At 69.7% G+C, this 22,313-nt stretch carries 20 protein-coding genes; 11 read left to right on the plus strand and 9 right to left on the minus strand.

Going from position 1 to position 22,313, the window contains the following annotated elements; genetic code table 11:
* The first annotated feature begins 94 nt into the window (after positions 1-94).
* Entirely contained in the window at positions 95-1,324 is a 1,230-nt protein-coding gene (locus tag OG707_RS19750) for a globin domain-containing protein (protein WP_329120101.1), read from the plus strand.
* 4 nt (positions 1,325-1,328) lie between these two features.
* Here OG707_RS19750 and OG707_RS19755 read toward each other — a convergent pair whose 3' ends face one another.
* From OG707_RS19755 to OG707_RS19775, 5 genes are all read right to left on the minus strand, one after another.
* Positions 1,329-1,811, minus strand: a complete 483-nt coding sequence (locus tag OG707_RS19755) for an NUDIX hydrolase (RefSeq protein WP_329120103.1) — start codon at positions 1,809-1,811, stop codon at positions 1,329-1,331.
* Between the two features lie 59 nt (positions 1,812-1,870).
* Positions 1,871-2,767: a LysR family transcriptional regulator gene (locus tag OG707_RS19760; protein WP_329120105.1), complete on the minus strand. Its 897-nt coding sequence runs from the start codon at positions 2,765-2,767 to the stop codon at positions 1,871-1,873.
* A gap of 214 nt (positions 2,768-2,981) precedes the next feature.
* Positions 2,982-4,118 carry a cystathionine gamma-lyase gene (locus OG707_RS19765; protein ID WP_329120107.1) on the minus strand — a complete coding sequence of 379 codons (1,137 nt, stop codon included), beginning with the start codon at positions 4,116-4,118 and terminating at the stop codon, positions 2,982-2,984.
* On the minus strand, positions 4,115-4,606 hold the full coding sequence (locus OG707_RS19770; protein WP_329120109.1) for a low molecular weight protein-tyrosine-phosphatase: 492 nt from the start codon (positions 4,604-4,606) through the stop codon (positions 4,115-4,117). Before OG707_RS19770 ends, OG707_RS19765 begins: the two co-directional genes overlap by 4 nt.
* Before the next feature lie 13 nt (positions 4,607-4,619).
* Complete coding sequence (locus tag OG707_RS19775; protein WP_329120111.1) at positions 4,620-5,000, minus strand: phage holin family protein; 381 nt, start codon at positions 4,998-5,000, stop codon at positions 4,620-4,622.
* A 50-nt stretch (positions 5,001-5,050) separates the two neighbouring features.
* Here OG707_RS19775 and OG707_RS19780 point away from each other — a divergent pair, with 50 nt between their 5' ends.
* The 4 genes from OG707_RS19780 (at position 5,051) to OG707_RS19795 (ending at position 7,226) form a co-directional block, all read left to right on the plus strand.
* The gene (locus OG707_RS19780; RefSeq protein WP_329120114.1) at positions 5,051-5,368 is read left to right on the plus strand and encodes a cupin domain-containing protein; all 318 of its coding nucleotides are present in this window, start codon (positions 5,051-5,053) and stop codon (positions 5,366-5,368) included.
* A 136-nt stretch (positions 5,369-5,504) separates the two neighbouring features.
* A complete protein-coding gene (locus OG707_RS19785) occupies positions 5,505-5,726 on the plus strand; it encodes a DUF5326 family protein (protein ID WP_329120116.1) in 222 nt (73 codons plus the stop codon).
* Between the two features lie 220 nt (positions 5,727-5,946).
* Positions 5,947-6,672 carry an IclR family transcriptional regulator gene (locus OG707_RS19790; protein WP_329120117.1) on the plus strand — a complete coding sequence of 242 codons (726 nt, stop codon included), beginning with the start codon at positions 5,947-5,949 and terminating at the stop codon, positions 6,670-6,672.
* Positions 6,673-6,791: 119 nt separating this feature from the next.
* Positions 6,792-7,226 (plus strand): SsgA family sporulation/cell division regulator, encoded by a 435-nt coding sequence (locus OG707_RS19795; RefSeq protein ID WP_329120119.1) that lies wholly within the window; start codon positions 6,792-6,794, stop codon positions 7,224-7,226.
* Positions 7,227-7,258: 32 nt separating this feature from the next.
* Here the strand turns inward: OG707_RS19795 and OG707_RS19800 are convergent, their stop codons facing one another.
* Positions 7,259-8,581, minus strand: a complete 1,323-nt coding sequence (locus OG707_RS19800; protein ID WP_329120121.1) for a YibE/F family protein — start codon at positions 8,579-8,581, stop codon at positions 7,259-7,261.
* A gap of 180 nt (positions 8,582-8,761) precedes the next feature.
* On the opposite strand from OG707_RS19800, the gene thiC reads away from it, so the two are divergent.
* Together thiC and OG707_RS19810 are read left to right on the plus strand one after the other, a co-directional pair.
* Entirely contained in the window at positions 8,762-10,528 is a 1,767-nt protein-coding gene (gene thiC, locus OG707_RS19805) for a phosphomethylpyrimidine synthase ThiC (protein WP_329120123.1), read from the plus strand.
* A gap of 84 nt (positions 10,529-10,612) precedes the next feature.
* On the plus strand, positions 10,613-11,131 hold the full coding sequence (locus OG707_RS19810) for a ferredoxin (protein WP_329120125.1): 519 nt from the start codon (positions 10,613-10,615) through the stop codon (positions 11,129-11,131).
* Between the two features lie 24 nt (positions 11,132-11,155).
* On the opposite strand, the gene OG707_RS19815 is transcribed toward OG707_RS19810, so the two are convergent.
* The 3 genes from OG707_RS19815 to OG707_RS19825 form a co-directional block, all read right to left on the minus strand.
* Positions 11,156-11,983 (minus strand): hypothetical protein, encoded by an 828-nt coding sequence (locus OG707_RS19815; protein WP_329120127.1) that lies wholly within the window; start codon positions 11,981-11,983, stop codon positions 11,156-11,158.
* Positions 11,984-12,165: 182 nt separating this feature from the next.
* Positions 12,166-13,206, minus strand: a complete 1,041-nt coding sequence (locus tag OG707_RS19820; protein ID WP_329120128.1) for a metallophosphoesterase — start codon at positions 13,204-13,206, stop codon at positions 12,166-12,168.
* Positions 13,207-13,389: 183 nt separating this feature from the next.
* Positions 13,390-14,514, minus strand: coding sequence for a LacI family DNA-binding transcriptional regulator (locus OG707_RS19825; protein ID WP_329120129.1), 1,125 nt, complete (start codon positions 14,512-14,514; stop codon positions 13,390-13,392).
* A 349-nt stretch (positions 14,515-14,863) separates the two neighbouring features.
* Between OG707_RS19825 and hisC the strand changes: the two genes are divergently transcribed.
* From hisC to cydD, 4 genes are all read left to right on the plus strand, one after another.
* Complete coding sequence (gene hisC / locus OG707_RS19830; protein ID WP_329120130.1) at positions 14,864-15,943, plus strand: histidinol-phosphate transaminase; 1,080 nt, start codon at positions 14,864-14,866, stop codon at positions 15,941-15,943.
* A 193-nt stretch (positions 15,944-16,136) separates the two neighbouring features.
* Complete coding sequence (locus OG707_RS19835) at positions 16,137-17,699, plus strand: cytochrome ubiquinol oxidase subunit I (protein ID WP_329120131.1); 1,563 nt, start codon at positions 16,137-16,139, stop codon at positions 17,697-17,699.
* Positions 17,700-17,712: 13 nt separating this feature from the next.
* On the plus strand, positions 17,713-18,717 hold the full coding sequence (gene cydB, locus OG707_RS19840) for a cytochrome d ubiquinol oxidase subunit II (protein ID WP_329120132.1): 1,005 nt from the start codon (positions 17,713-17,715) through the stop codon (positions 18,715-18,717).
* Positions 18,718-18,768: 51 nt separating this feature from the next.
* Positions 18,769-22,308: a thiol reductant ABC exporter subunit CydD gene (gene cydD / locus OG707_RS19845; protein WP_329120133.1), complete on the plus strand. Its 3,540-nt coding sequence runs from the start codon at positions 18,769-18,771 to the stop codon at positions 22,306-22,308.
* The last annotated feature ends 5 nt before the right edge of the window (positions 22,309-22,313 follow it).

Below are 22,313 nucleotides of genomic sequence, written 5' to 3' on the forward strand. Positions count from 1 at the left end.
CCCGGACTTCCGGCTCTTTGTCCGAAGAGGTCCGGATGCCTGAGACCCTCCGACGACGGGAACGGCGGCCGAGGTTCTGAGGCGAGGCACGGGTATGGACGCTCCGACCACCACGTCGGCCGATGGCGGCTGGTTCACGGGGCCGGACCCCGTGCCCCGGCCCGATCCCGCCCCTGCAGAGCCGGATCCCGGCCCCGAGCCGGACCCGCTCGGCGCCTCGCGGGACGCCCTGCTCATCCGCCGCACGCTGGCGGAGGTCGCGCCCGTCGCGGACAAGGTCACCTCGTACTTCTACGCGCTGCTGTTCCTCGCTCACCCGGAGATCAGGGCGCTCTTCCCGGCGGCCATGGACTCCCAGCGCGACCGATTACTGAAGGCCCTGCTGACCGCGGCAGAGCACCTCGACGACTCCGACATCCTGGTCGCGTATCTGCGGAACCTGGGCCGCGGGCACCGGAAGTACGGCACCAGGCCCGAGCAGTACCCGGCCGTCGGCGAGGCCCTGATCGGGGCGCTGAGCCGGTACGCGGAGAGATCCTGGGACGCCGAGACCCAGGGCGCCTGGGTCCGTGCGTACACGACGATGTCCCAGGTGATGATCGACGCGGCCGCCGAGAGTGAACTCACCGCCCCGCCCTGGTGGTTGGCCGAGGTCGTGTCGCACGATCTGCGGACGCCCGACATAGCGGTCGTCACCGTACGGCCCGACCAGCCGTACCCCTTTCTGGCCGGCCAGTACACCACCCTGGAGACCCCCTGGTGGCCGCGGATCTGGCGGCACTACTCCTTCGCCTCCGCGCCCCGCGGCGACGGGCTGCTCTCCTTCCACATCAAGGCGGTCCCGGCCGGCTGGGTCTCGGGCGCCCTGGTCCACCGCGCCCGCCCCGGCGACGTCATACGGCTCGGCCCGCCCGCCGGCTCGATGACCGTCGACCACACCACCGACGACGGGATGCTCTGCCTGGGCGGCGGCACCGGTATCGCACCCATCAAGGCGCTCGTCGAGGACGTCGCGGAGCACGGCGAGCGCCGCCCGGTCGAGGTGTTCTACGGAGCGCGCAGTGACCACGACCTCTACGACATCGACACCATGCGCAGGCTCCAGCAGGCGCACGCCTGGCTGAAGGTGCGCACGGTGGTGGACAGCGGCACCCAACTGCCGGACATCGTGCGGGAGTACGGGCCGTGGACCTCCTACGACGCGTTCCTGTCAGGACCGCCCGGCATGATCCGCAGCAGTCTCGACGCGCTGAAGAACGTCGGCGTCCCCTCCGAGCGGATACGGCACGACGCCGTGGAGGAATTGGTCGCGACAGGCGACTAGAAGGTCACCCCAGGTCCGGCGCGTGCATCGCCCGTACGCCCTCGATGTTCCCGTCCAGGTAGTGCCGCAGCGACAGCGGTACGAGATGGACGGCGGCGATCCCGACCCGGCTGAAGGGCACCCGTACGATCTCGTACTCCCCGCACGGCTCGTCGATCTCGGGCCCGTGCCGGCGCGAGGGGTCCATCGACTCCAGGCGGCAGACGAAGAAGTGCTGCACCTTCACGCCCGTCGGGCCCCCGCCCTCGGGGATGTGCTCGACGGTGTCGACGAAGCAGGGCACCACATCGGTGATCTTCGCGCCGAGCTCCTCGTCCACCTCGCGGTGCAGGGCTTCGACGACGGTGGCGTCCTCGGGCTCGACCCCGCCGCCGGGCGTCAGCCAGTACGGGTCGACTCCGGGCTTGGTCCGCTTGATGAGGATGAGGTCGGCGCCGTCGAGCAGGACGGCGCGCGCGGTGCGCTTGACCACAGGGCGTTCGGTCATGGCAAGAGAGTGGCCCGCGCGGCCCCTTCCGAAACTCCCCGGGCCCGGTCGAACAGCAGTCAGGACCAGTCGGCGGCAGCGCGCAGCAGCCAATCCTGCGCCCGCGCGATGTGCGGCAGGGAGAGCGTGCCGGTGCGTACGGCGAGGAAGTAGGTGCGCAGCGGTGGCACCGGCGGGTCGAGGAGCGCGACCACTTCCCCGCGCTCCAGGGCCGACTCGCACAGATACCGCGGCAGTACGGCAAGACCCGCGCCCGCCACCACTGCCTGCAGCACCGCCCGCAGATCGGGCGCCACGACCGTGCCCGCCGCGGCCGGCCGGGCGTCGAAGACGGCGGACCAGTAGCGGGAGACCAGCGGCAGCGACTCGTGGACCTCCACCACCGGCAGATCGCGCAGTACGGAAGGACCTTGATGGCGGAGCACCCCGGGGCCGATCCGGGCGGCCCAGCGCGGCGAGGCGACCAGGACGTGCTCCTCGTCGCAGAGGGCGACCGCGGTGAGCAGCCCGCCGCGCGGCCGTGCCGTGGTGATGGCCAGATCGTGGTGTCCTGCGGCCAGCCCCTCCAGGGTCTCCTCGGCGTTCCCGAAGGTGGCGCGCAGGGCGAGGCCCTGCGGGACGAGGGCGGTGAGCGCGGGCAGGGCGCGTACGGAGGTGAACTCGGGCGGCCCCGCCAGATGCAGGGTGCGTGATCCTGCCTCGTCGGCGACGCCCGTCTCGGTGATCTCGACCAGGGCGTCCAGATGTGGGGCCGCCCGGTGCGCGAGCTCGTCGCCGATGGTGGTCGGGGTGACGCCGCGGGCCTGGCGCAGGAAGAGGGGACGCCCCAACTGCCGCTCCAGCGTGCGGATCTGACTGGTCACCGCGGGCTGCGAAAGCCCCAGGAGGGCGGCGGCGCGGGTGAAGGAACCGGCCCGGTGCACGGTGACGAAAGTGCGGAGCAGGGCGAGGTCCATGTCCCTGCCCTCCCGTCGAGTTCGCTGCGAAGACGTCTCCGGATGTCTCCCCGGAGCTGCCAACTATAAATATGTCGATAGGTCTCTGTCGCTACCGTGATTGGACACTGACGCAGAGTCAACTAGCCTTGATGGGGCGGTTCTTCGCGCGTGGAACCGGGACGGTCCGAGCCATGAGGGGGGAGGCTCGGACCGTCCGTTGTACGTAGGGGTGTTACCTGTGTGCCGCCTCGTCCAGCGCCCGGAGCACATCAGCCACCAGGTCACCGGTGTCCTCCACCCCCGCCGAGAAGCGGATGAAACCTTCCGGCACCGCGTCCCCGCCCCACCGACCTCGCCGCTCGGCCGTGGACCGTACGCCGCCGAAGCTCGTCGCGTCGTCGACCAGACGCAGCGCGGCCAGGAAGCGTTCCGCCCGGTCCCGGTCGGGCAGCACGAAGGAGACCACGCAGCCGAAGCGCCGCATCTGGGCCGCGGCGGTCGCGTGCGAGGGGTCGCCCGGCCGCCCGGGATGGCGCAGCCCGCTGACCTCGGGCCGCCCGGCCAGTGCTTCGGCCAGTGCCAGGGCGTTGGCCGACTGGCGGTCGGCGCGCAGCTGGAGGGTGGCCAGCGAGCGGTGCGCGAGCCAGGCCTCCATCGGTCCGGGGATCGCTCCGACGACCTTGCGCCACTTCCGTACGCGGGCCGCCAACTCGGCGTCCCTGCACGTCACATAGCCGAGCAGGATGTCCCCGTGCCCGGTGAGCCCCTTGGTCCCGCTGGCCACCGCGAAGTCGGCGCCCAGCTCCAGCGGGCGCTGCCCGAGCGGGGTGGCGAGAGTGTTGTCGACGGCGACGAGCGCCCCGCCGGCGTGCGCCGCGGCAGCCAGCCGCCGTACATCGCACACGTCGAGCCCCGGATTGGACGGCGTCTCGATCCACAGGAGCCCGGCGCCCTCCAGTACGGACAGCTGCGCGTCCCCCGCCGTCGGCGCGGTCCGCACCTCCACTCCGTACGCCGCCAACTGCTCGCGCACCAGCGGCAGTGCCTGGTACCCGTCGTCGGGAAGGACCACTGCGTCGCCCGCGCGCACCTGCGAGAGCAGCACCGCGGAGACCGCCGCCATCCCGGAGGCGAAGGTGACGGTCTCGGCCGGCTCCCCCGGTGACTCCAGCTCACTGATCGCCGCTTCGAGGTGCGTCCAGGTCGGGTTGGTGTCCCGGCCGTAGGTGTACGGGCCGGTCGGCTCGCCCGACAGGTGGTAGTGGGCGGCGAAGACCGGCCCGGGCAGGGCGGGTTCGTACTGCACCGGTGCGGGCAGCCCGGCCCGGACCGCCCGTGTTCCGTCCCCCACGCCCCCTGAGTCACTCACGCCGCACGCTCCACATCGGCGCGTACGGCGTCGAGCAGCCCGTCGCTCGCCGCCTCCACCATCTCCAGACACTCCTCGAAGCCGCTCAGGGAGCCGTAGTACGGATCCGGGACGTCGAGCGAGCCGGGTCCTGCCCCGGGGTCGTAGGACCGCAGGAGCCGTACCTTCGCCGCATCGGTCCCGGTCGGTGCGAGCGCCCGAAGGTCCCGCAGATGCCCCGCGTCCAGCGCGATCACGAGATCGAGCCGGGCGAACCAGGACGCCTCGAACTGCCGCGCGCGGTGGCCGGACCCGTACCCGGCCGCCTCGAGTACGGAGACGGTGCGCGGGTCCGCGCCGTCCCCCTCGTGCCAGCCCCCGGTCCCGGCGCTGTCCACCTCGACCAGCCCCTGCAGGCCCGCGTCCTCGACGCGGGCCCGGAAGACCGACTCGGCCATCGGCGAGCGGCAGATGTTTCCCGTACAGACGAAGCACACGCGATAGCTCATGCGGGCGCCGCGCTCAGTCGTTGTCGTCGGGCAGGACGATGTGCATCGCCCACGACACGATCGCGATGATCAGGCCGCCGACCACGGCGGACCAGAAGTTGTCGACGTGGAACTCGAGATTGAACTGGTCGGCCAGCCACGACGTCAGTTGCAGCATCAGGGCGTTGACCACCAGCGTGATCAGCCCCAGGGTGAGGATGAACAGCGGCAGCGTGAGCAGCTTCACGACGGGCTTGACCAGGAAGTTCACCAGCCCGAAGACGAGCGCCACGATGACCAGGGTCAGGGCCTTGTCGCCGGTGGAGTCGCCGGTCAGTGTGATGCCGCTGACCACCCAGACGGCGACCAGCAGAGCGGCCGCGTTGGCGATCGTCTTGACTACGAAATTCTTCATGTGTCTGATCGTGGCAGAAGTGATCGGTACAAGTGCAGGGGCGGACGACCATGAAGGCATTCCGGCTGGACGAACTGGAGGCGGAGCGCGCCGCCAACGACGGTGCGTATCTGCAGTTCCTTCGCGAGAGGAACATGTCGGTCGGGCTGTACGCCCTCGACGCGGGCGACAGCGACCCTCAGCAGCCGCATGCCCAGGACGAGGTGTACTTCGTGGCCAGCGGCCGCGCCTCGATCACGGTCGGGATGGAGACGACGCAGGTCGCGCGGGGTTCGGTGGTGTACGTACCGGCCGGGGTGGCCCACAAGTTCCACCACATCTCCGAGGATCTGAGGGTCCTGGTGGTCTTCTCTCCGCCGGAGGGCTGACGGCGGGACCCCCGGGTCCCGTAGGGGTCGGTTCAGGGGAGTTCAAGGGCTGCGGGGGCCCCGCTCCCACCCCTCGCGCCTCTAGCATCGAGAGCACAGGCCAAGAGGCCACGGACATCAGGAAGAGGTAAGGACGATGGCGGTTCGGGAGATATTCGCAGGGATGCCGTGGTGGGTGAAGTGGGTCGCGGTGCCCGTCATCGCCCTGGTCGTCTTCGGTTCTCTGATCACCTGGGTGATCGGTGTCGTGGTGGCCCTGCTCTTCAAGGCGCTGATCTTCGTCGCTCTGGTCGGCGGACTGATCTACGTCGTACGGAAGTTCATGTCCTCCTCGTCGGACTCGCGCAGCGACTGGTAGCCCGTACGGCCGTTAGCCCGGGTGAGGGAACGCGATCCGCTTTCCCCCTCGCCCGTAACGGCGCTCCGGATAGAGTGGCAAGCCTCTGCTGCCCCCTGGGAACCAAGCCCCGGAACCGCGTTGACCTGCGGTTTACGGGTGGCGGTGTCCACGCCTGGGGGTGAAGAAGTTGGCCACGACGCCAACGCCTCAAGCCGCGGTACCCACTCTGATCGGGTCGGTGCAACGGGCTCTGAGACTGCTGGAGGCCGTGGGCTCCCACCGGGACGGAGCCCCCGCCAAACAGCTCGCACGCGAGGCGGGGCTTCCCCTGCCGACCGCGTACCACCTGCTGCGCACCCTCACCCACGAGGGCTATCTGCGCCGTGAGAACGGTGTCTTCGTGTACGGGCCCGCCGCCGAGCGGCTTGGCTGCGGCGGAGTGACGCAGAATCGTCGCACCACGATCGTCGAGTCGCTCTCGCACTGGCGTGACGTCATCGGCGTCCCCGTCTACTTCGGCATCTACCGCGAGGGCGAGATCGAGCTCGTCGCGGTCTCCGACACCCCTGACGCACCCGCCGTCGAGGAGTGGGCGGACTTCCGCGAGACGGGTCACGCGCATGCGATCGGGCAGTGTCTGCTGAGCCAGCTCGACGAGACGGCCCGCAAGGACCACCTGGACCGCCACCCGGTGCAGCCGGTGACCCGCAATTCCGTACGGGACCGGCCCACGCTCCTGGAGCGGCTGGCCTCCATGGAGCGCATGCAACCCGTCGTGGAACGGGAGCAGTACGCCCTGGGCACGGTCTGTGCCGCGATCCCGATCACGGCCGGATCCGGCGCCGCGACCATGGCCATTTCTCTCCCAGCGCACCAGGCGAATCAACTCCGCCCCGCAGTCGAACGACTACGCTCCGAAGTGGGAACACTCCTGGAGACCCTGGCGTTCTCTATCAGTATCTGAAATATCACTCCTTGTGATCTGCTAGCGCTTACAGCACGATTGCGTCAAGAGGGCCATGGGGGAAGATTCCCGGCCAATCCTTCTGGTTCAACACGGCATCCACTGCGGGGTAGAGGCACATGCGCGATTCGGTTCAGGCAGAGGTCATGATGAGCTTTCTCGTCTCGGAGGAGCTCTCGTTCCGGATCCCGGTGGAGCTCCGGTACGAGGCGCCAGACCCCTACGCGATCCGGATGACCTTCCATCTGCCCGGCGACGCCCCTGTGACCTGGGCCTTCGGGCGTGAGCTGCTGCTCGACGGCATCAACGCACCGACCGGGGACGGCGATGTGCACATCGCGCCGACCGACCCCGAATCGCTGGCCGACGTCCACATCCGGCTCCAGGTGGGCGAGGACCGCGCCCTGTTCAAGGCGGGCACGGCGCCGCTGATCGCCTTCCTCGACCGTACGGACAAGCTGGTGCCGCTCGGCCAGGAGCGCACGCTGGGTGACTTCGAAGGCAATCTGGAAGAGGCGCTGGGGCGGATTCTCGCGGAGGAGAACGCGGGCTAGCGGTACGGGGTTTGAGCTGTTCCGCGTCCGGTTCAGCGCTTGCGGCGGCGACCCCCGCCGCCCTTCGTGCTGCGTACGGGAGCCGGAGCGGCCCCCGATCCCGTACGGTCCGCGGAGACCACCAGCGCCGCGAGCGCCGTCGTCACCGGAACCGAGGCGACCAGACCGATCGAGCCGACCAGGGTCCGCACGATCTCCTCGGCGACCAGCTCGCTGTTGGCCACGAGTCCCACGCTGCTCTGCGCGATGGAGAAGAGCAGCAGCAGGGGCAGAGCCGCGCCCGCATAGGCGAGTACGAGGGTGTTGACGACCGAGGCGATGTGGTCGCGGCCGATGCGGATGCCCGCGCGGTACAGGGCCCGCGGGCCCATCTCCGGGTCGGCCTGGTGGAGTTCCCAGACGGCCGAGGTCTGGGTGACCGTCACATCGTCGAGCACGCCGAGCGATCCGATGATGACGCCCGCGAGCAGCAGACCGCTCATGTCCAGCTCGGGGTAAAGGCCGTGGATCAGGCAGGTGTTGTCGTCGGTGTTGCCGGTCAGGTACGCCCAGCCGATGAAGAGCGAGCCGAGCAGCCCGATCAGCAGCAGTGAGATCAGGGTGCCGATGACCGCGACCGAGGTGCGGGCGCTCAGGCCGTGACACATGTAGAGCGCGATCAGCATGATGGCGCTCGCCCCGACCACCGCCACGAGCAGCGGGTTCGAGCCGTGCAGGATCGCGGGGAGGATGAAGAGCGAGAGGATCGCGAAGGAGACGGCCAGCGCGATCAGGGCCATCACGCCGCGCATCCTGCCGACCACGACGACGGCGAGCGCGAAGATTCCGGCCAGCAGTGCCATGGGGAGTTTGCGGTCGACGTCGGTCACCGAGTACTGCAGGTCGTGCGGTGCGTCGGGGGCGTACGCGACGACGACCTTCTGCCCCTCGTGCAACTGCCGCGGTGAGTCCGGCTGGACGATGGTGGTGAAGGTGCGGCCCTTGTCGTCACCGGTGGTGACCTCGACGGTCGCCTTCTCGCAGGTGCCGGACGCTTCGGACGAGGTCGTCGAAGACGAGGCGGTCGACGACGAGGCGGAAGACGACTGGTTCTGCGCCGCGTTGACGTCCTTGCAGTCGACCTTCTCCACCTTCGTGACCTTGGCCTGCTGGGTCTGCTGGTCGAAGCCGACACCGGTCCGGGCGTGCGACGGCGCACCGCCGGGCCACAGCACCACCAGACCGACGACCACGGCCGCGGCGAAGGGGATCAACACCGCCGCGATGACCTTGCGCAGGTGCCGGGAGACGGGCGCCGCGGGCCCATGGCTGTGGGTGTGGCCGTGCGACTCGTGCGTGTCGTGGGGAGAAGTCACCGCCCGATCATCGCAAGAACGGGAGGGGCCCTCTGTTCACCGCGCCAGACATGACGCTAGCGTGGGGTCACCTTTGCACACGCGGGAGCTCGGAGCACCGGGCTGAGAGGGCGCTGACACTTCAGCTGCGCCGACCGCCGAACCTGTTACCGGGTAATGCCGGCGTAGGGAGTAGGTCTCATGACCACAGCAGATGCACACACGCCTGCCGTCAGCCAGGACGAGCGCAAGCCCGGCTGGCACAAGGGCTATGTGGAAGGTTCCCGCCCCGATCTCCGGGTGCCGGTCCGCCAGGTGCACCTCACCAACGGCAAGGACGTGACGCTGTACGACACGTCAGGCCCGTACACCGACCCGACCATCGACACCGACGTTCGCCGAGGACTCGCCCCGCTCCGGGAGAACTGGATCATCGGGCGCGGCGACACCGAGGAGTATGCGGGCCGCCCCGTCCGCCCCGAGGACGACGGGATCAAGCACACCTCGCCGCGCGGCGGCCTGCGCAACCTGGATGCGGTCTTCCCCGGCCGCCCGCGCCAGCCCCGCAGGGGGCGCGAGGGGCGCGCGGTGAGCCAGCTCGCGTACGCCAAGCGCGGGCAGATCACCCCGGAGATGGAGTACGTCGCGATCCGCGAGAACGTCTCCCCCGAGGTGGTGCGCGAGGAGATCGCGGCCGGCCGGGCCGTCCTGCCCGCCAACGTCAACCACCCGGAGATCGAGCCGATGATCATCGGCAAGCGGTTCCTGGTGAAGGTCAACGCCAACATCGGCAATTCGGCGGTCACTTCCTCCATCGAGGAGGAGGTGGACAAGATGACGTGGGCGACCAAGTGGGGCGCCGACACGGTCATGGACCTGTCCACGGGACGTAACATCCACACCACGCGCGAGTGGGTGCTGCGCAACTCCCCCGTCCCGATCGGGACCGTGCCGCTCTACCAGGCCCTGGAGAAGGTGGACGGCCGGGCCGAGGAGCTGACCTGGGAGATCTACAAGGACACCGTGATCGAGCAGGCCGAACAGGGCGTCGACTACATGACGGTCCACGCGGGCGTCCGGCTCGCGTACGTACCGCTGACCGCACGCCGCAAGACGGGCATCGTCTCGCGCGGCGGCTCGATCATGGCGGCCTGGTGCCTGGCGCACCACAAGGAGAGCTTCCTCTACGAGAACTTCGAGGAGCTCTGCGACATCCTCGCGGCGTACGACGTGACGTACTCGCTCGGCGACGGGCTGCGGCCCGGGTCGATCGCGGACGCCAACGACGAGGCGCAGTTCGCGGAGCTCAGGACCCTCGGGGAACTCAACACGATCGCCAAACGTCATGACGTACAGACGATGATCGAGGGCCCGGGACACGTCCCGATGCACAAGATCAAGGAGAACATCGACCTCCAGCAGGAGATCTGCGAAGAGGCCCCGTTCTACACGCTGGGTCCGCTGACGACCGATGTGGCGCCCGCCTACGACCACATCACCTCCGGCATCGGCGCCGCGATGATCGCCTGGTGGGGCACGGCGATGCTCTGCTACGTGACGCCCAAGGAACACCTCGGCCTGCCCAACCGTGACGACGTGAAGACCGGCGTCATCACGTACAAGATCGCCGCCCATGCGGCGGACCTGGCCAAGGGACACCCGGGCGCCCAGGACTGGGACGACGCGCTCTCGGACGCCCGCTTCGAGTTCCGCTGGGAGGACCAGTTCAATCTGGCCCTCGACCCGGACACGGCAAGGGAGTTCCACGACGAGACGCTCCCCGCGGAGCCGGCGAAGACCGCGCACTTCTGCTCCATGTGCGGCCCGAAGTTCTGCTCGATGAAGATCTCGCAGGACATCCGGCGCGAACACGGGGGCACGCAGGAGGAGATCGAGTCGGGGATGGCGGAGAAGTCCAGGGAGTTCGCCGCGGCGGGCAACCGCGTGTACCTGCCGCTCGCCGACTGACGCGCGCGGATGGGCGCTGCTCCGGAGGTGCCGAGCGTCTTCGGAGCAGTACCGTTGTGCGTTGAGGGGCCATATGCTCGGCCGGTGACGCTCTACTCCGACCCCGTGGCACACCTTGGCAGGGACCGCGAGGCGTTCCGCGGCCGCTGGGAGGACCGGCTCTGGCTCAACGTTCCGGGACCCTTCTACGGTGGCGAGACCGACACGTGCCGGACGGGTCGGCTCTCCGCGCCCCAGCACGTTCTCTACGGCGGCGAGTATCTGACCGAGTACGTCTACCGCCAGCCCGGGACGCCGGCCGAGACCGCCAGGCTGGTCGAGGCCGCCGACTGCGATCCGTTCCTGGGCTACGGATGCGACGGAGACGCTCGATGGACCCCCGGAACCGTCCGGGCGTGGTGGGGTGATCGCAGCCGGATCACTCAGTATCTGTCCGGCCACGACTGGGACGACATCGACTGGGCGGAGCAAGGCTTGGCCGCAGCCGTCCGTGACTTCGCTTCCTACCTCGCCGGACAGTTGGCGGCGGACTTGCGGATCTATCTCTACTGGCTCGAAGAGAGACGATCCCCCATGCCCGGCGACCGACTTCCCGAGCTGTAGCTCTCGCCGCGGCCCGGTCCCCGGTCACTCCGGCTGGTGCTCGGGGCCGCCGAAGTCCGGGCTGGTGAAGTCCGGGCTCGTGAAGCTGGGGTGCTGGCCCGAGGAGCCCTCGTCGGGGCTGGCGAAGTCCGGGCGGCTGTAGCCGAGGTTGGGGATGCGGCCCGCCGGGCGGTAGGGGGCGGGGGCCGTCGGGTCGACGCTCGGGTCGGCCAGGGCGTCGCGCAGGAAGGGGAGTATGCCGCGCTCGAGCAGGGCGTGGCGCCAGGCGTCCCGGGCGCGGGCCACTTCCTCGGAGAGTTCGTCGCCCTCTTCCTCCTCGTCGGGGTGCACCTCCGTCGCGCCGTTGCGGAGGGCTGTGAGGAGGAGCCCGCCGGCCGCCACCAGGATGGCCAGCGCGGTGAGGGCCCCGAAGAACCAGCCTGCGGTGATCATGGTGTCGGCGAAGGCGGGCGGCGGGCTGATCAGTTTGAGGATGTAGCCGACCAGCAGGAAGATCAGGGCCGCGGTGCCCGCGAGGACCGGTGCCAGGACGGCCACGACGGCCCCGAGGCCCGCGCCCTCCCCTGCGACCTCGCCGAGGGCGGGGGCGAGCACGGAGCCGCGTATGGAGGGACTTTCGGGCGCGCGCAGCTCCTGGCGCACCTTGACGAAGTGCTCGTACTCGGCGGACGCCGCCTGGGTCACTATCGATCCGGCGTCCAGGACCATGGTGCGCAGCTGTTCGGTGTTGAGCCGTCGGCCGACCTCTTCGAGACCGGGCCGTTCGTGCGCGGTGCGCAGTGCCTCGTCGAGTATCCGCTCGAACGCCGGGCGGTCCTCGGTGAGCAGGTGCGGAGCGCTGTTCATGTGCATCCCCCGATGCTCCGTAGGGCCGGGCGCCCGCCTGGTGACGGGCAGTTGGGCGGAAGCGGAGGAGAGCCTGCTACGGATAAGCCGATGGTAGAGCGGTTACGGCACGGGGTGACAGGGGGTTTCCGTAAATCACTCTCTCCGCGCCTGCCCGGCGCCTCCCTACGCGCCTTCCCCGTCAGCGATCAGTTATGCAGGGGGAGTTGGACGACCAGCAGTTTTCCGGCCATGGTCACTCCGCCGTCCATGGCGATGGCGAGCCCGTCGGCGTACAGATGAGGACCCTCGACGGACGGGCGGGACTCCTCCTCGCCGTCCTCGGTGCCGACCTGGCCGAGCAGGTACGGGATGGGGCTGTGGCCGTGGACGACGCGGCGGCCGCCGTACGCGCCGAGCAGTTCCTGGACGGCGTCGGGACCCGACTCGTCGTCGCGGAAGGCGAAGCGCTTGGTGAGCTTGCGGAAGAGGTCCCAGCACTCGTCGGCGTCATTGCGGGTGAGGGTCTCGCGGATGGTGTCGTTGACGGCCTCGATCGAGTCGCCGTAGTCGAGGTAGGCGGTGGTGTCGGAGTGCATCAGGAGGTGGTCGTCCTCCAGCTCCATGGCGTCGAGCCGCGCCATCCACTGCAGGTGTACGTCCTGGAGGCGGTCCATGTCGGCCTTCTGGCCGCCGTTGAGCAGCCAGGCGGCCTGGAAGGTGGCCGTGCCCGCACCGGAGTGGACGGGGGTGTCGCCGAAGCGCTTGGCGCCCAGGAGGAGGAGCTCGTGGTTGCCCATGAGCGCCTTGCAGTAGCCGCCCGCGGCCGCCGCTTCCGCGGAGAGGCGCATCACGAGGTCGATGACGCCGATGCCGTCGGGGCCGCGGTCGGTGAAGTCGCCGAGGAACCAGAGGCGGGCGTTTCCGGCCGACCAGTTGCCCTCGGCGTCGATCAGCCCCTGTTCCTGAAGGGCGGCGATCAGCTCGTCGAGATAGCCGTGGACGTCGCCGACGACGAAGAGCGGGCCGCCCTCGCCGTCCGCACTCGACGCTTCGGTGACGGCCGGGATCGGCACGGTGTCACCGGGGCCGCCCTCGCGGCTGATGACCGGCAGATCGCGCTGGGTCGGGGTGTAGCCCTCGGGCTCCTCGCCCTCGTACCCATAGGCGTGCGCGTATGCGGGCGGTACGGAGTAGTCGGGCTCCGCAGCCGTCCGCATCGTGGGTTCCAGACCGGCCCCCTGAGTCATCGACCCCTCCACCACCGTCGCGCCGCCGTGCACCGGTCGGACCTTCCAGGTCGGGGTCGTCCGCGGTGTCGTGCGCCCATCATAGGAATGAGGTCCGTGCTGTGTGACGCACCAGGGGTGCTGAATCCGGGTGCGCCCACAGTTGACAGGTTGATTCGGTGTGATTTTTCCTGAATGGCCTGATCAGTTGTCCGGCGCGGGGGAGCGCGGCGGACTGACGGTGGTGCGTGGCGGGCGTCGCTGGGACGACGTCCGGACGATGAGTTCGGTCGGTATCACCTGCTCGACCGGCCGGTCGTGCTCGATCCCCTCGATGGCGTCGATGAGGAGCTGGATGACGGCCGTGCCGATCCGGCGGGGCTTGAGTGAGAGCGTGGTGATGGGCGGCTCGGTGTTGGCGTACACCGTGGACTCGCTGCAGCAGACCAGCAGGAGATCCTCGGGGACGCGCAGACCGTAGCGGCGGGCCGCGGCGAGCAGATCGGTGCCGTTGGGGTCGAAGAGCCCGTAGACGGCGTCGGGGCGGTCGGGGCGGGCGAGCAGCCGGTCGGCGGCGACCGCCCCGGCGCAGGGGTCGTGGGCCGGGTAGGACTCGTACACAGGGTCCTGTCCGACGCGCTCGCACCAGCGTAAGTACGCCTGTGTCGAGAGGCGGGTGTAGGTGTCGGTGGTGGTTCCGGTGAGCAGCCCGATACGGCGGGCCCCGGCGGCGGCGAGATGGTCGAGGAGGTCGAGCACGGCGGCCTCGTGGTCGTTGTCGACCCATGCCGTGACGGGCAGGGTGCCCGCCGGGCGGCCGTCGGAGACGACGGGAAGGCCCTGGCGTACGAGTTCGGTGACGACCGGGTCGTGGTCGGACGGGTCGATCACGACGGTGCCGTCGAGAGCGACGTTCGACCAGACGTCGACGGCGCTGTGGCGTGAGGTGGCGGGCAGGATGACGAGGGCGTAGCCGCGGGCGAGCGCGGCCGAGGTGGCGGCTCTGGCCATCTCTGCGAAGTACGCGAATTCGGTGAAGGTGAAAGGTTCATCCCCGTATGTGGTCACGGTCAGGCCGATCAGGCCGGACTTGCCGGTACGGAGCGTGCGGGCCGCCGCGGACGGGCGGTAGCCCAGTCTCTCTGCGACCTCGCGGACATGGCGGCGGGTGGCGTCCGGGAGCCGCCCCTTGCCGTTGAGCGCGTCGGAGACGGTCGTGATGGAGACACCGGCCGCGGCGGCCACGTCCCTGATGCCCGCTCGCCCTTGCCGGCCGGCCCTGCGGGGAGTCTCCGCCCGGCTCACCTGGTGCTTCCCTGCTGCTGTCATGGCAGGCCGATAGTAGGGCGATGTGGGCCGTTGGGTCTGGGCGCATATGCACCCACGGGGAGGCACGTTTCTGCATGGTCGTTAGCGGCCAAGTTCCTTGGAAGGCAAGGGGGTTGTGGGATGTGAGGGTGGAGTGGCACCCGTCGACCCGTATGGGCCTGCCCCATGGTCGATGTTTCGATGAGGTCTCAACTCACCTCTACGGGGGACGCGCGCCACGGCGTGAGCCACCGGCGTGCGCCAGGGTGGGGAGCGCTCCCCCCATTCCGTGCGCCCGCCGCCCCCGGCTCTTCGCAGCTCCGGCGAATCCTCATAGGGTGAGCAGTATTCGAGCCGAGGAGAACCCGCTGTGAGCGAGAAGAGCCCCAAGCTGCGCGCCGCACTGGACGGAGTGCCCGCATATGTCCCGGGAAAGCCTGCTGCCGCGGGCGGTCCGGTCGCGTTCAAGCTGTCGTCGAACGAGAACCCCTATCCGCCGCTGCCCGGTGTGATGGAGAGTGCGCTCGCCGCGGCCGGGACCTTCAACCGCTACCCGGACATGGCGTGCACGGGGCTGATGAACGAGCTGGCCGAGCGCTTCGGCGTACCGGTCTCGCATCTGGCGACCGGCACTGGCTCGGTGGGCGTCGCGCAGTCGCTGCTGCAGGCGACCTCGGGCCCCGGCGACGAGGTCATCTACGCCTGGCGGTCCTTCGAGGCGTACCCGATCATCACCCAGATCAGCGGGGCGACCTCGGTGAAGGTGCCGCTGGACGCGGACGAGAAGCACGACCTGGACGCGATGTACGACGCGATCACCGACCGGACGCGGCTGATCTTCGTCTGCAACCCGAACAACCCGACCGGCACGGTGGTGCGCAGGGCGGAGCTGGAGCGCTTCCTGGACCGGGTGCCGGGCGACGTTCTGGTCGTACTGGACGAGGCGTACCGGGAGTTCAACCGGGACGCCGAGGTGCCCGACGGCATCGAGCTCTACCGGGACCGGCCCAATGTGGCGGTGCTGCGCACCTTCTCCAAGGCGTACGGACTGGCCGGCCTGCGCGTCGGTTTCGCCGTCGCGCACGAGCCGGTGGCGGCGGCGCTCCGCAAGACGGCGGTGCCCTTCGGTGTGAGCCAGCTCGCCCAGGACGCGGCGGTCGCCTCGCTGCGCGCCGAGGACGAACTCATGGGTCGCGTCGGCTCGTTGGTGACCGAGCGCACCAGGGTGGCCGAGACGCTGACCGCCCAGGGCTGGACGGTGCCCGAGACCCAGGCCAACTTCGTCTGGCTGCGGCTGGGGGAGCGTACGGCCGACTTCGCCGCCGCGTGCGAGAAGGCCGGTGTCGTGGTGCGGCCCTTCGCGGGTGAGGGGACGCGGGTGACGATCGGCGAGACGGAGGCCAACGACCTCTTCCTCAGGACGGCGGAAGCTTTCTTCAAGGAGCTGTAGACCGCTTCTGCGGACGCGTGACCGGGGCGGGGTTCCTTAAGGGGACCCCGCCTTCGTCGTACCGAAAGTGTGTGCGCCATAATGCTTGTGAATGTGAACGCGTTCACAAGCGTGTCCCGTTTCCTCCCGTGATGCATGGGATCAAAGGGGCAAACTGCCGCTGATACCACGGCGACAAAAGGAGACTGACGACGTGGACCTAGCTCTGGCGCCGGAGACCCTGGCGCGATGGCAGTTCGGCATCACCACCGTCTACCACTTCCTGTTCGTACCTCTGACGATCTCGCTCGCCGCCCTCACGGCCGGGCTCGAGACCGCGTGGGTGCGGACCGGCAAGGAGAAGTACTTCCACGCCACCAAGTTCTGGGGAAAGCTCTTCCTCATCAACATCGCGATCGGCGTGGCGACCGGTCTGGTGCAGGAGTTCCAGTTCGGCATGAACTGGTCGGACTACTCGAAGTTCGTCGGTGACGTCTTCGGTGCTCCGCTCGCGATGGAGGCGCTCATCGCCTTCTTCTTCGAGTCGACCTTCATCGGACTGTGGATCTTCGGCTGGGACAAGCTGCCCAAGAAGATCCACTGCGCCTGCATCTGGCTGGTGGCGATCGGCACGATGGCCTCGGCGTTCTTCATCCTGGCGGCCAACTCCTGGATGCAGCACCCCGTCGGCTACGAGATCGACAAGGTCACCGGCCAGGCCCGTCTCAACGATGTCTTCCACGTCCTCTTCCAGGACACCTCGATCTGGCAGTTCGCACACACCATCTCCTCGGCCTTCCTGACCGGCGGCGCCTTCATGATCGGCGTCTCCAGCTATCTGCTGTGGAAGATCAAGAAGCGCAAGGACGCGGGCGAAGAGGTCGACCGGAAGCGGACCGTGACCCTGCGCACCTCGCTCAGGCTCGGACTGGTCGTCGCGATGATCGCGGGCGTGCTCGTCGCGCTCTCCGGCGACTCCCTGGCCAAGGTGATGTTCAAGCAGCAGCCGATGAAGATGGCCGCGGCCGAGGCGCTGTGGGAGACCGAGTGCCCCGCCCCGTTCTCGATCTTCGCGGTCGGCAACGTCAGCGAGGGACACAACTCCGTTGAAATAGAGCTTCCGGGCCTGCTGTCCTTCCTGGCCGACAGCAACTTCCACAGCTGCGTGCCCGGTATCAACGAGACCGCCGCGGCCGAGGCCGAGAAGTTCGGTGGCAGCCCCTCGGACTACATCCCCAACATCTTCGTCACCTTCTGGGGATTCCGGCTGATGATCGGCATCGGTCTCACCGCGGCCGTTGCGGCGGGCGCCGGATTCTGGCTGACCCGGAAGAAGAAGTGGCTGCTGCCCGAACACCGGACGGCCGAGGACGAGCTCCCGAAGCTGATGCTCACCAACAAGCGGGAGCTCGGCCCGACGATGACCAAGTGGGGCTGGAGGGTCGGGATGTTCTCGCTGTACTTCCCGTTCATCGCCAACTCCATCGGCTGGATCTTCACCGAGATGGGACGTCAGCCCTGGGCGGTCTTCGGGCTCATCAGGACCGCGGACTCGGTCTCCCCCGGTGTCAGCCAGACCGAGATGGCCATCTCGCTCTCCGCGCTGACCGCCCTGTACGCGGTGCTGTTCTGGATCAACGTACGGCTGATGCGGAAGTACATCCTCAAGGGTCCCGACACCGACGAACAGCCGCCGGCGAAGGACCCGACGCTGCGCGGCCCCTCGGGCGGTGGCGACGACGCCGACGCCGACAAGCCCCTGACCTTCGCGTACTGAGAGGAGATACGACATGGGCCTCAACGACTTCTGGTTCCTTCTGATCGCCGTTCTGTGGACCGGTTACTTCTTCCTCGAAGGCTTCGACTTCGGGGTCGGCATCCTCACCCGGCTGCTCGCGCGCGACCGCGCCGAGCGGCGCGTACTGATCAACATCATCGGTCCCGTCTGGGACGGCAACGAGGTGTGGCTGCTGACCGCGGCGGGCGCGATGTTCGCCGCCTTCCCGGTCTGGTACGCCACGTTCTTCAGCGGCTTCTACCTGCTGCTCGTCCTGGCGCTGCTGCTGTTGATCGTGCGCGTGCTCTCCTTCGAGTACCGCCACCAGCGGCCGCAGGAGAGCTGGCAGCGCAACTGGGAGCTGGTGCTCTTCGTCAGTTCGCTGCTGCTGCCCTTCCTGTGGGGCGCGATGTTCGCCAACATGCTGCACGGGGTGCCGATCAACTCCGATCAGGACTACGCCGGTTCGTTCAGCGATCTCGTCAACTGGTACGCCCTTCTCGGTGGGCTGGCCTTCGTGGCGCTGTGCACGCTGCACGGAGCGGTGTTCACGGCGCTGAAGACGGTCGGCGACATCCGGGTGCGGGCACGGGCGCTCGCCATCAAGGCCGGCATCGTCACGCTGCTGCTGGGAGCCGGCTTCCTGATCTGGCTGCAGAGCGAGCGCGGTACGGGCGCCACCCTGGCGACACTGATCGTCGTGGTGGTGGCCCTCGTGGGCGCTCTGCTGATGACCGTCAGGGCCCGCGAAGGCTGGGCGTTCGCTCTCACCGGGGTCGCCATCGCGGCCGTGGTGGCGACGATCTTCCTGGCGCTCGCACCCGACGTCATGCCGTCCTCGCTCAACGAGGAGTGGAACCTGACGATCGACAACACCGCCTCGGGTCCGTACACGCTGAAGGTGATGACCTGGGTCGCGGGCATCATGACGCCGCTCGTGCTGCTCTACCAGGGCTGGACCTACTGGGTGTTCCGCAAGCGGATCGGCACGCAGCACATCGCCGACGTCGCGCACTAGCTGCACTAGCTGCACCAGCTGTCCTAGCTGTCCTAGCGAGGGATGTTTCACGTGAAACCGATCGACCCGCGCCTGCTCCGGTACGCCCGCGCCACCCGTCTCTTCCTTGGGGCGGTGGTGGTGCTGGGCGTCGCCGGAGCAGGGCTGGTCGTCGCGCAGGCGATGCTGATCGCCGATGTGGTGGTGGGGGCGTTCCAGCACGGGGACGATCCCGCCGCACTGCGCACATCCCTGTTGCTGCTGGCGGCAGTTGCGGCCGGCCGGGGCCTGGTGGCCTGGCTGACCGAGCTCGCCGCCCACCGTGCCAGCGCCGCGGTCAAGTCTGAGCTGAGGGGGCGGCTCCTTGATCGGGCCGCCGCCCTCGGGCCCGGCTGGCTGGGGACGCAGCGGACGGGGTCGCTGACCGCGCTCGCCACCCGTGGCGTGGACGCGCTCGACGACTACTTCTCGCGCTATCTGCCGCAGTTGGGGCTCGCGGTGGTGGTGCCGGTGGCGGTGCTGGCCCGGATCGTCACCGAGGACTGGGTGTCCGCGGCGATCATCGTCGGGACGCTGCCCCTGATCCCGATCTTCATGATGCTGATCGGCTGGGCCACCCAGTCCCGGATGGACCGTCAGTGGCGGCTGCTGTCCCGGCTGTCGGGGCACTTCCTGGACGTGGTCGCGGGGCTGCCGACGCTGAAGGTTTTCGGGCGGGCGAAGGCGCAGGCCGCGTCGATCCGGGCCATCACCTCGGAGTACCGGCTGGCGACGCTCAGGACGCTGCGGATCGCGTTTCTCTCCTCGTTCGCACTGGAGCTGCTGGCCACCCTGTCGGTGGCGCTGGTCGCGGTCTCCATCGGGATGCGGCTGGTCAAGGGGGAGTTGGACCTCTACACGGGCCTGGTGATCCTGGTCCTCGCCCCGGAGGCCTATCTGCCGCTGCGGCAGGTGGGGGCGCAGTACCACGCGGCCGCCGAGGGGCTCTCGGCGGCGGAGGAGATCTTCGCCGTACTGGAAGAGCCGCTGCCGGCGGGCGGCGCGGGCGACGTACCCGGCTCGCTACGGCTGGAACTGGAGGGTGTGACGGTCCGGCACGAGGGCCGTACGCAGCCCTCGCTGGACTCGCTCTCGCTGGTGGTCGAACCCGGGGAGACGGTGGCGATCACCGGTCCGAGCGGCGTCGGCAAGACGACGCTGCTCAATGTGCTTCTGGGGTTCGCGACGCCGGAGGCCGGCGGGCGGGTGTGCGTGGGCGGCGTCGATCTCGCCTCCCTCTCCCCCGAGCGCTGGCGCGAGCAGATCGCCTGGGTGCCGCAGCGGCCCTATCTCTTCGCGGGCACGATCGCGGAGAACGTACGACTTGCCAGGCCCGACGCCGACGACACCGCGATGCTCGCCGCTCTGCGGGACGCGGGCGCGTACGACTTCGTGACCGCACTCCCCCAGGGCGCGGACACCGTCCTCGGCGAGGACGGCGCGGGGCTCTCGGCCGGACAGCGCCAACGCCTGGCGCTGGCGCGGGCGTTCCTCGCCGACCGGCCGCTGCTGCTCCTCGACGAGCCGACCGCGGCGCTCGACGGCGAGACCGAGGCGGGCATCGTCGAGGCGGTACGGCGGCTGGCCGCGGGCCGCACCGTCCTGCTGGTCGTTCACCGTCCGGCGCTGCTCGCGGTGGCCGACCGGGTGGTGGAGCTGTCGTACGAAGCTGCCGCCGCGGTGCCCAGGCCCACGGCCACGTACGAGAACGTACGGACCGCCGCCGCATCTGCGCCGGTGCACGAGGCGCCGTCGGAGCGCGAACAGCCTTCGCCCGGCGGCGGGACGCGGTCCGTACTCGCCTGGGTGCGCGACGGAGCCCAAGGCGTGCGCGGGCGGCTCGCGTTTGCGCTGGTCCTCGGCGGGCTCGCGCTGGGAAGTGCCGTGGGGCTCATGGCCACTTCGGGGTGGCTCATCTCGAGGGCCTCGCAGCACCCGCCGGTGCTCTATCTGATGGTGGCGGTCACCGCGACCAGGGCCTTCGGGATCGGGCGGGCCATCTTCCGTTACGCGGAGCGGCTCGTCTCGCACGACGCCGTGCTGCGGATGCTCGCCGAGCTCCGGGTCTCCGTCTACCGCAGGCTGGAGCGCATCGCCCCCGCCGGACTGCGCAAGGCTCGGCGCGGGGATCTGCTGTCGCGCCTCGTGGCCGATGTGGACGCGCTGCAGGACTACTGGCTGCGCTGGGTGCTTCCCGCGGGCGCCGCCGTGGTGGTGGGCGTGGGCACCTGTGGGTTCGTGGCGTGGCTGCTGCCCGCCGCGGGCGCGGTGCTGGCCTGCGGGCTGCTCGTCGCGGGGGTCGGGGTGCCGCTGGTGACCGGCGCCTTCGCGCGCCGGGCCGAGCGTCAACTGGCGCCCGCACGGGGGCTGCTCGCGACGCGGGTGGTCGATCTCCTCACCGGCAACGCAGAGTTGACCGTGGCCGGGGCCCTGCCCGCGCGGGTGCGCGGGACCCGGGACGCCGACCGGGGGCTGACCCGGATCGCCTCGCGGGGCGCTGCCGCCACCGCGCTCGGGGGCGGGCTGATCGCGCTGCTGTGCGGGCTGACCGTGGCGGGGGCCGCGCTCGTCGGCGTACAGGCGGTGCGGGAGGGGCGGCTGGCCGGGGTGGAGCTCGCGGTGGTGGTGCTGACGCCGCTGGCCGCGTTCGAGGCGGTCACCGGGCTGCCGCTGGCCGTGCAGTACCGGCAGCGGGTCCGCAAGAGCGCGGAGCGGGTCATGGAGGTCCTTGACGCGCCGCTTCCCGTACGCGAGCCGGAGCAGCCCGCCGCGGCGCCGGCCTCGCCCTTCCCGCTGGAGCTGCACGGGCTGAGCGCCCGGTATCCCGGCCAGGACCGTGCCGCGCTGAGCGGATTCGACCTGCGCCTCGACGCGGGGAAGCGGGTCGCCGTCGTCGGGACCTCGGGGGCGGGCAAGACCACGCTCGCCCAGGTGCTGCTGCGCTTCCTCGATGCGGAAGCCGGGACGTACACGCTCGGCGGTACGGACGCCTTCTCGCTCGACGGGGACACCGCACGCGGGTTCGTCGGGCTGTGCGCGCAGGACGCGCACCTCTTCGACAGTTCCGTACGGGAGAACCTCCGCCTCGCCAGGACCGGCGCCACCGACGAGGAACTGCGCGACGCGCTGGACCGCGCACGGCTCGGGGAGTGGGCCGAAGGGCTGCCCGATGGGCTCGACACCCTCGTCGGCGAGCACGGCGCGCGTCTCTCCGGCGGCCAGCGGCAGCGGCTCGCGCTGGCCCGTGCGCTGCTGGCCGACTTCCCCGTTCTCGTACTGGACGAGCCGGCCGAGCACCTCGACCTGGCGACCGCGGACGCGCTGACGGCCGATCTGCTGGACGCCACCCGGGGGCGTACGACCGTGATCATCACGCACCGGCTGCAGGGCCTGGAGAGCGTGGACGAGGTGATCGTCCTGGACGGCGGGCGGGCCGTGCAGCGCGGGAGCTACGAGGAGCTGGCGGGGGCCGAGGGGCCGCTGCGGCGGATGCTCGACCGTGAGCGGGAGGGCGATCTGGTCGGTACCCGACTTTCCTCTGGCCGACTTTCCTCAACAAATGGGACTAACTAGTCTCA

This window comes from Streptomyces sp. NBC_01465, from assembly GCF_036227325.1.
Classification (GTDB): domain Bacteria; phylum Actinomycetota; class Actinomycetes; order Streptomycetales; family Streptomycetaceae; genus Streptomyces.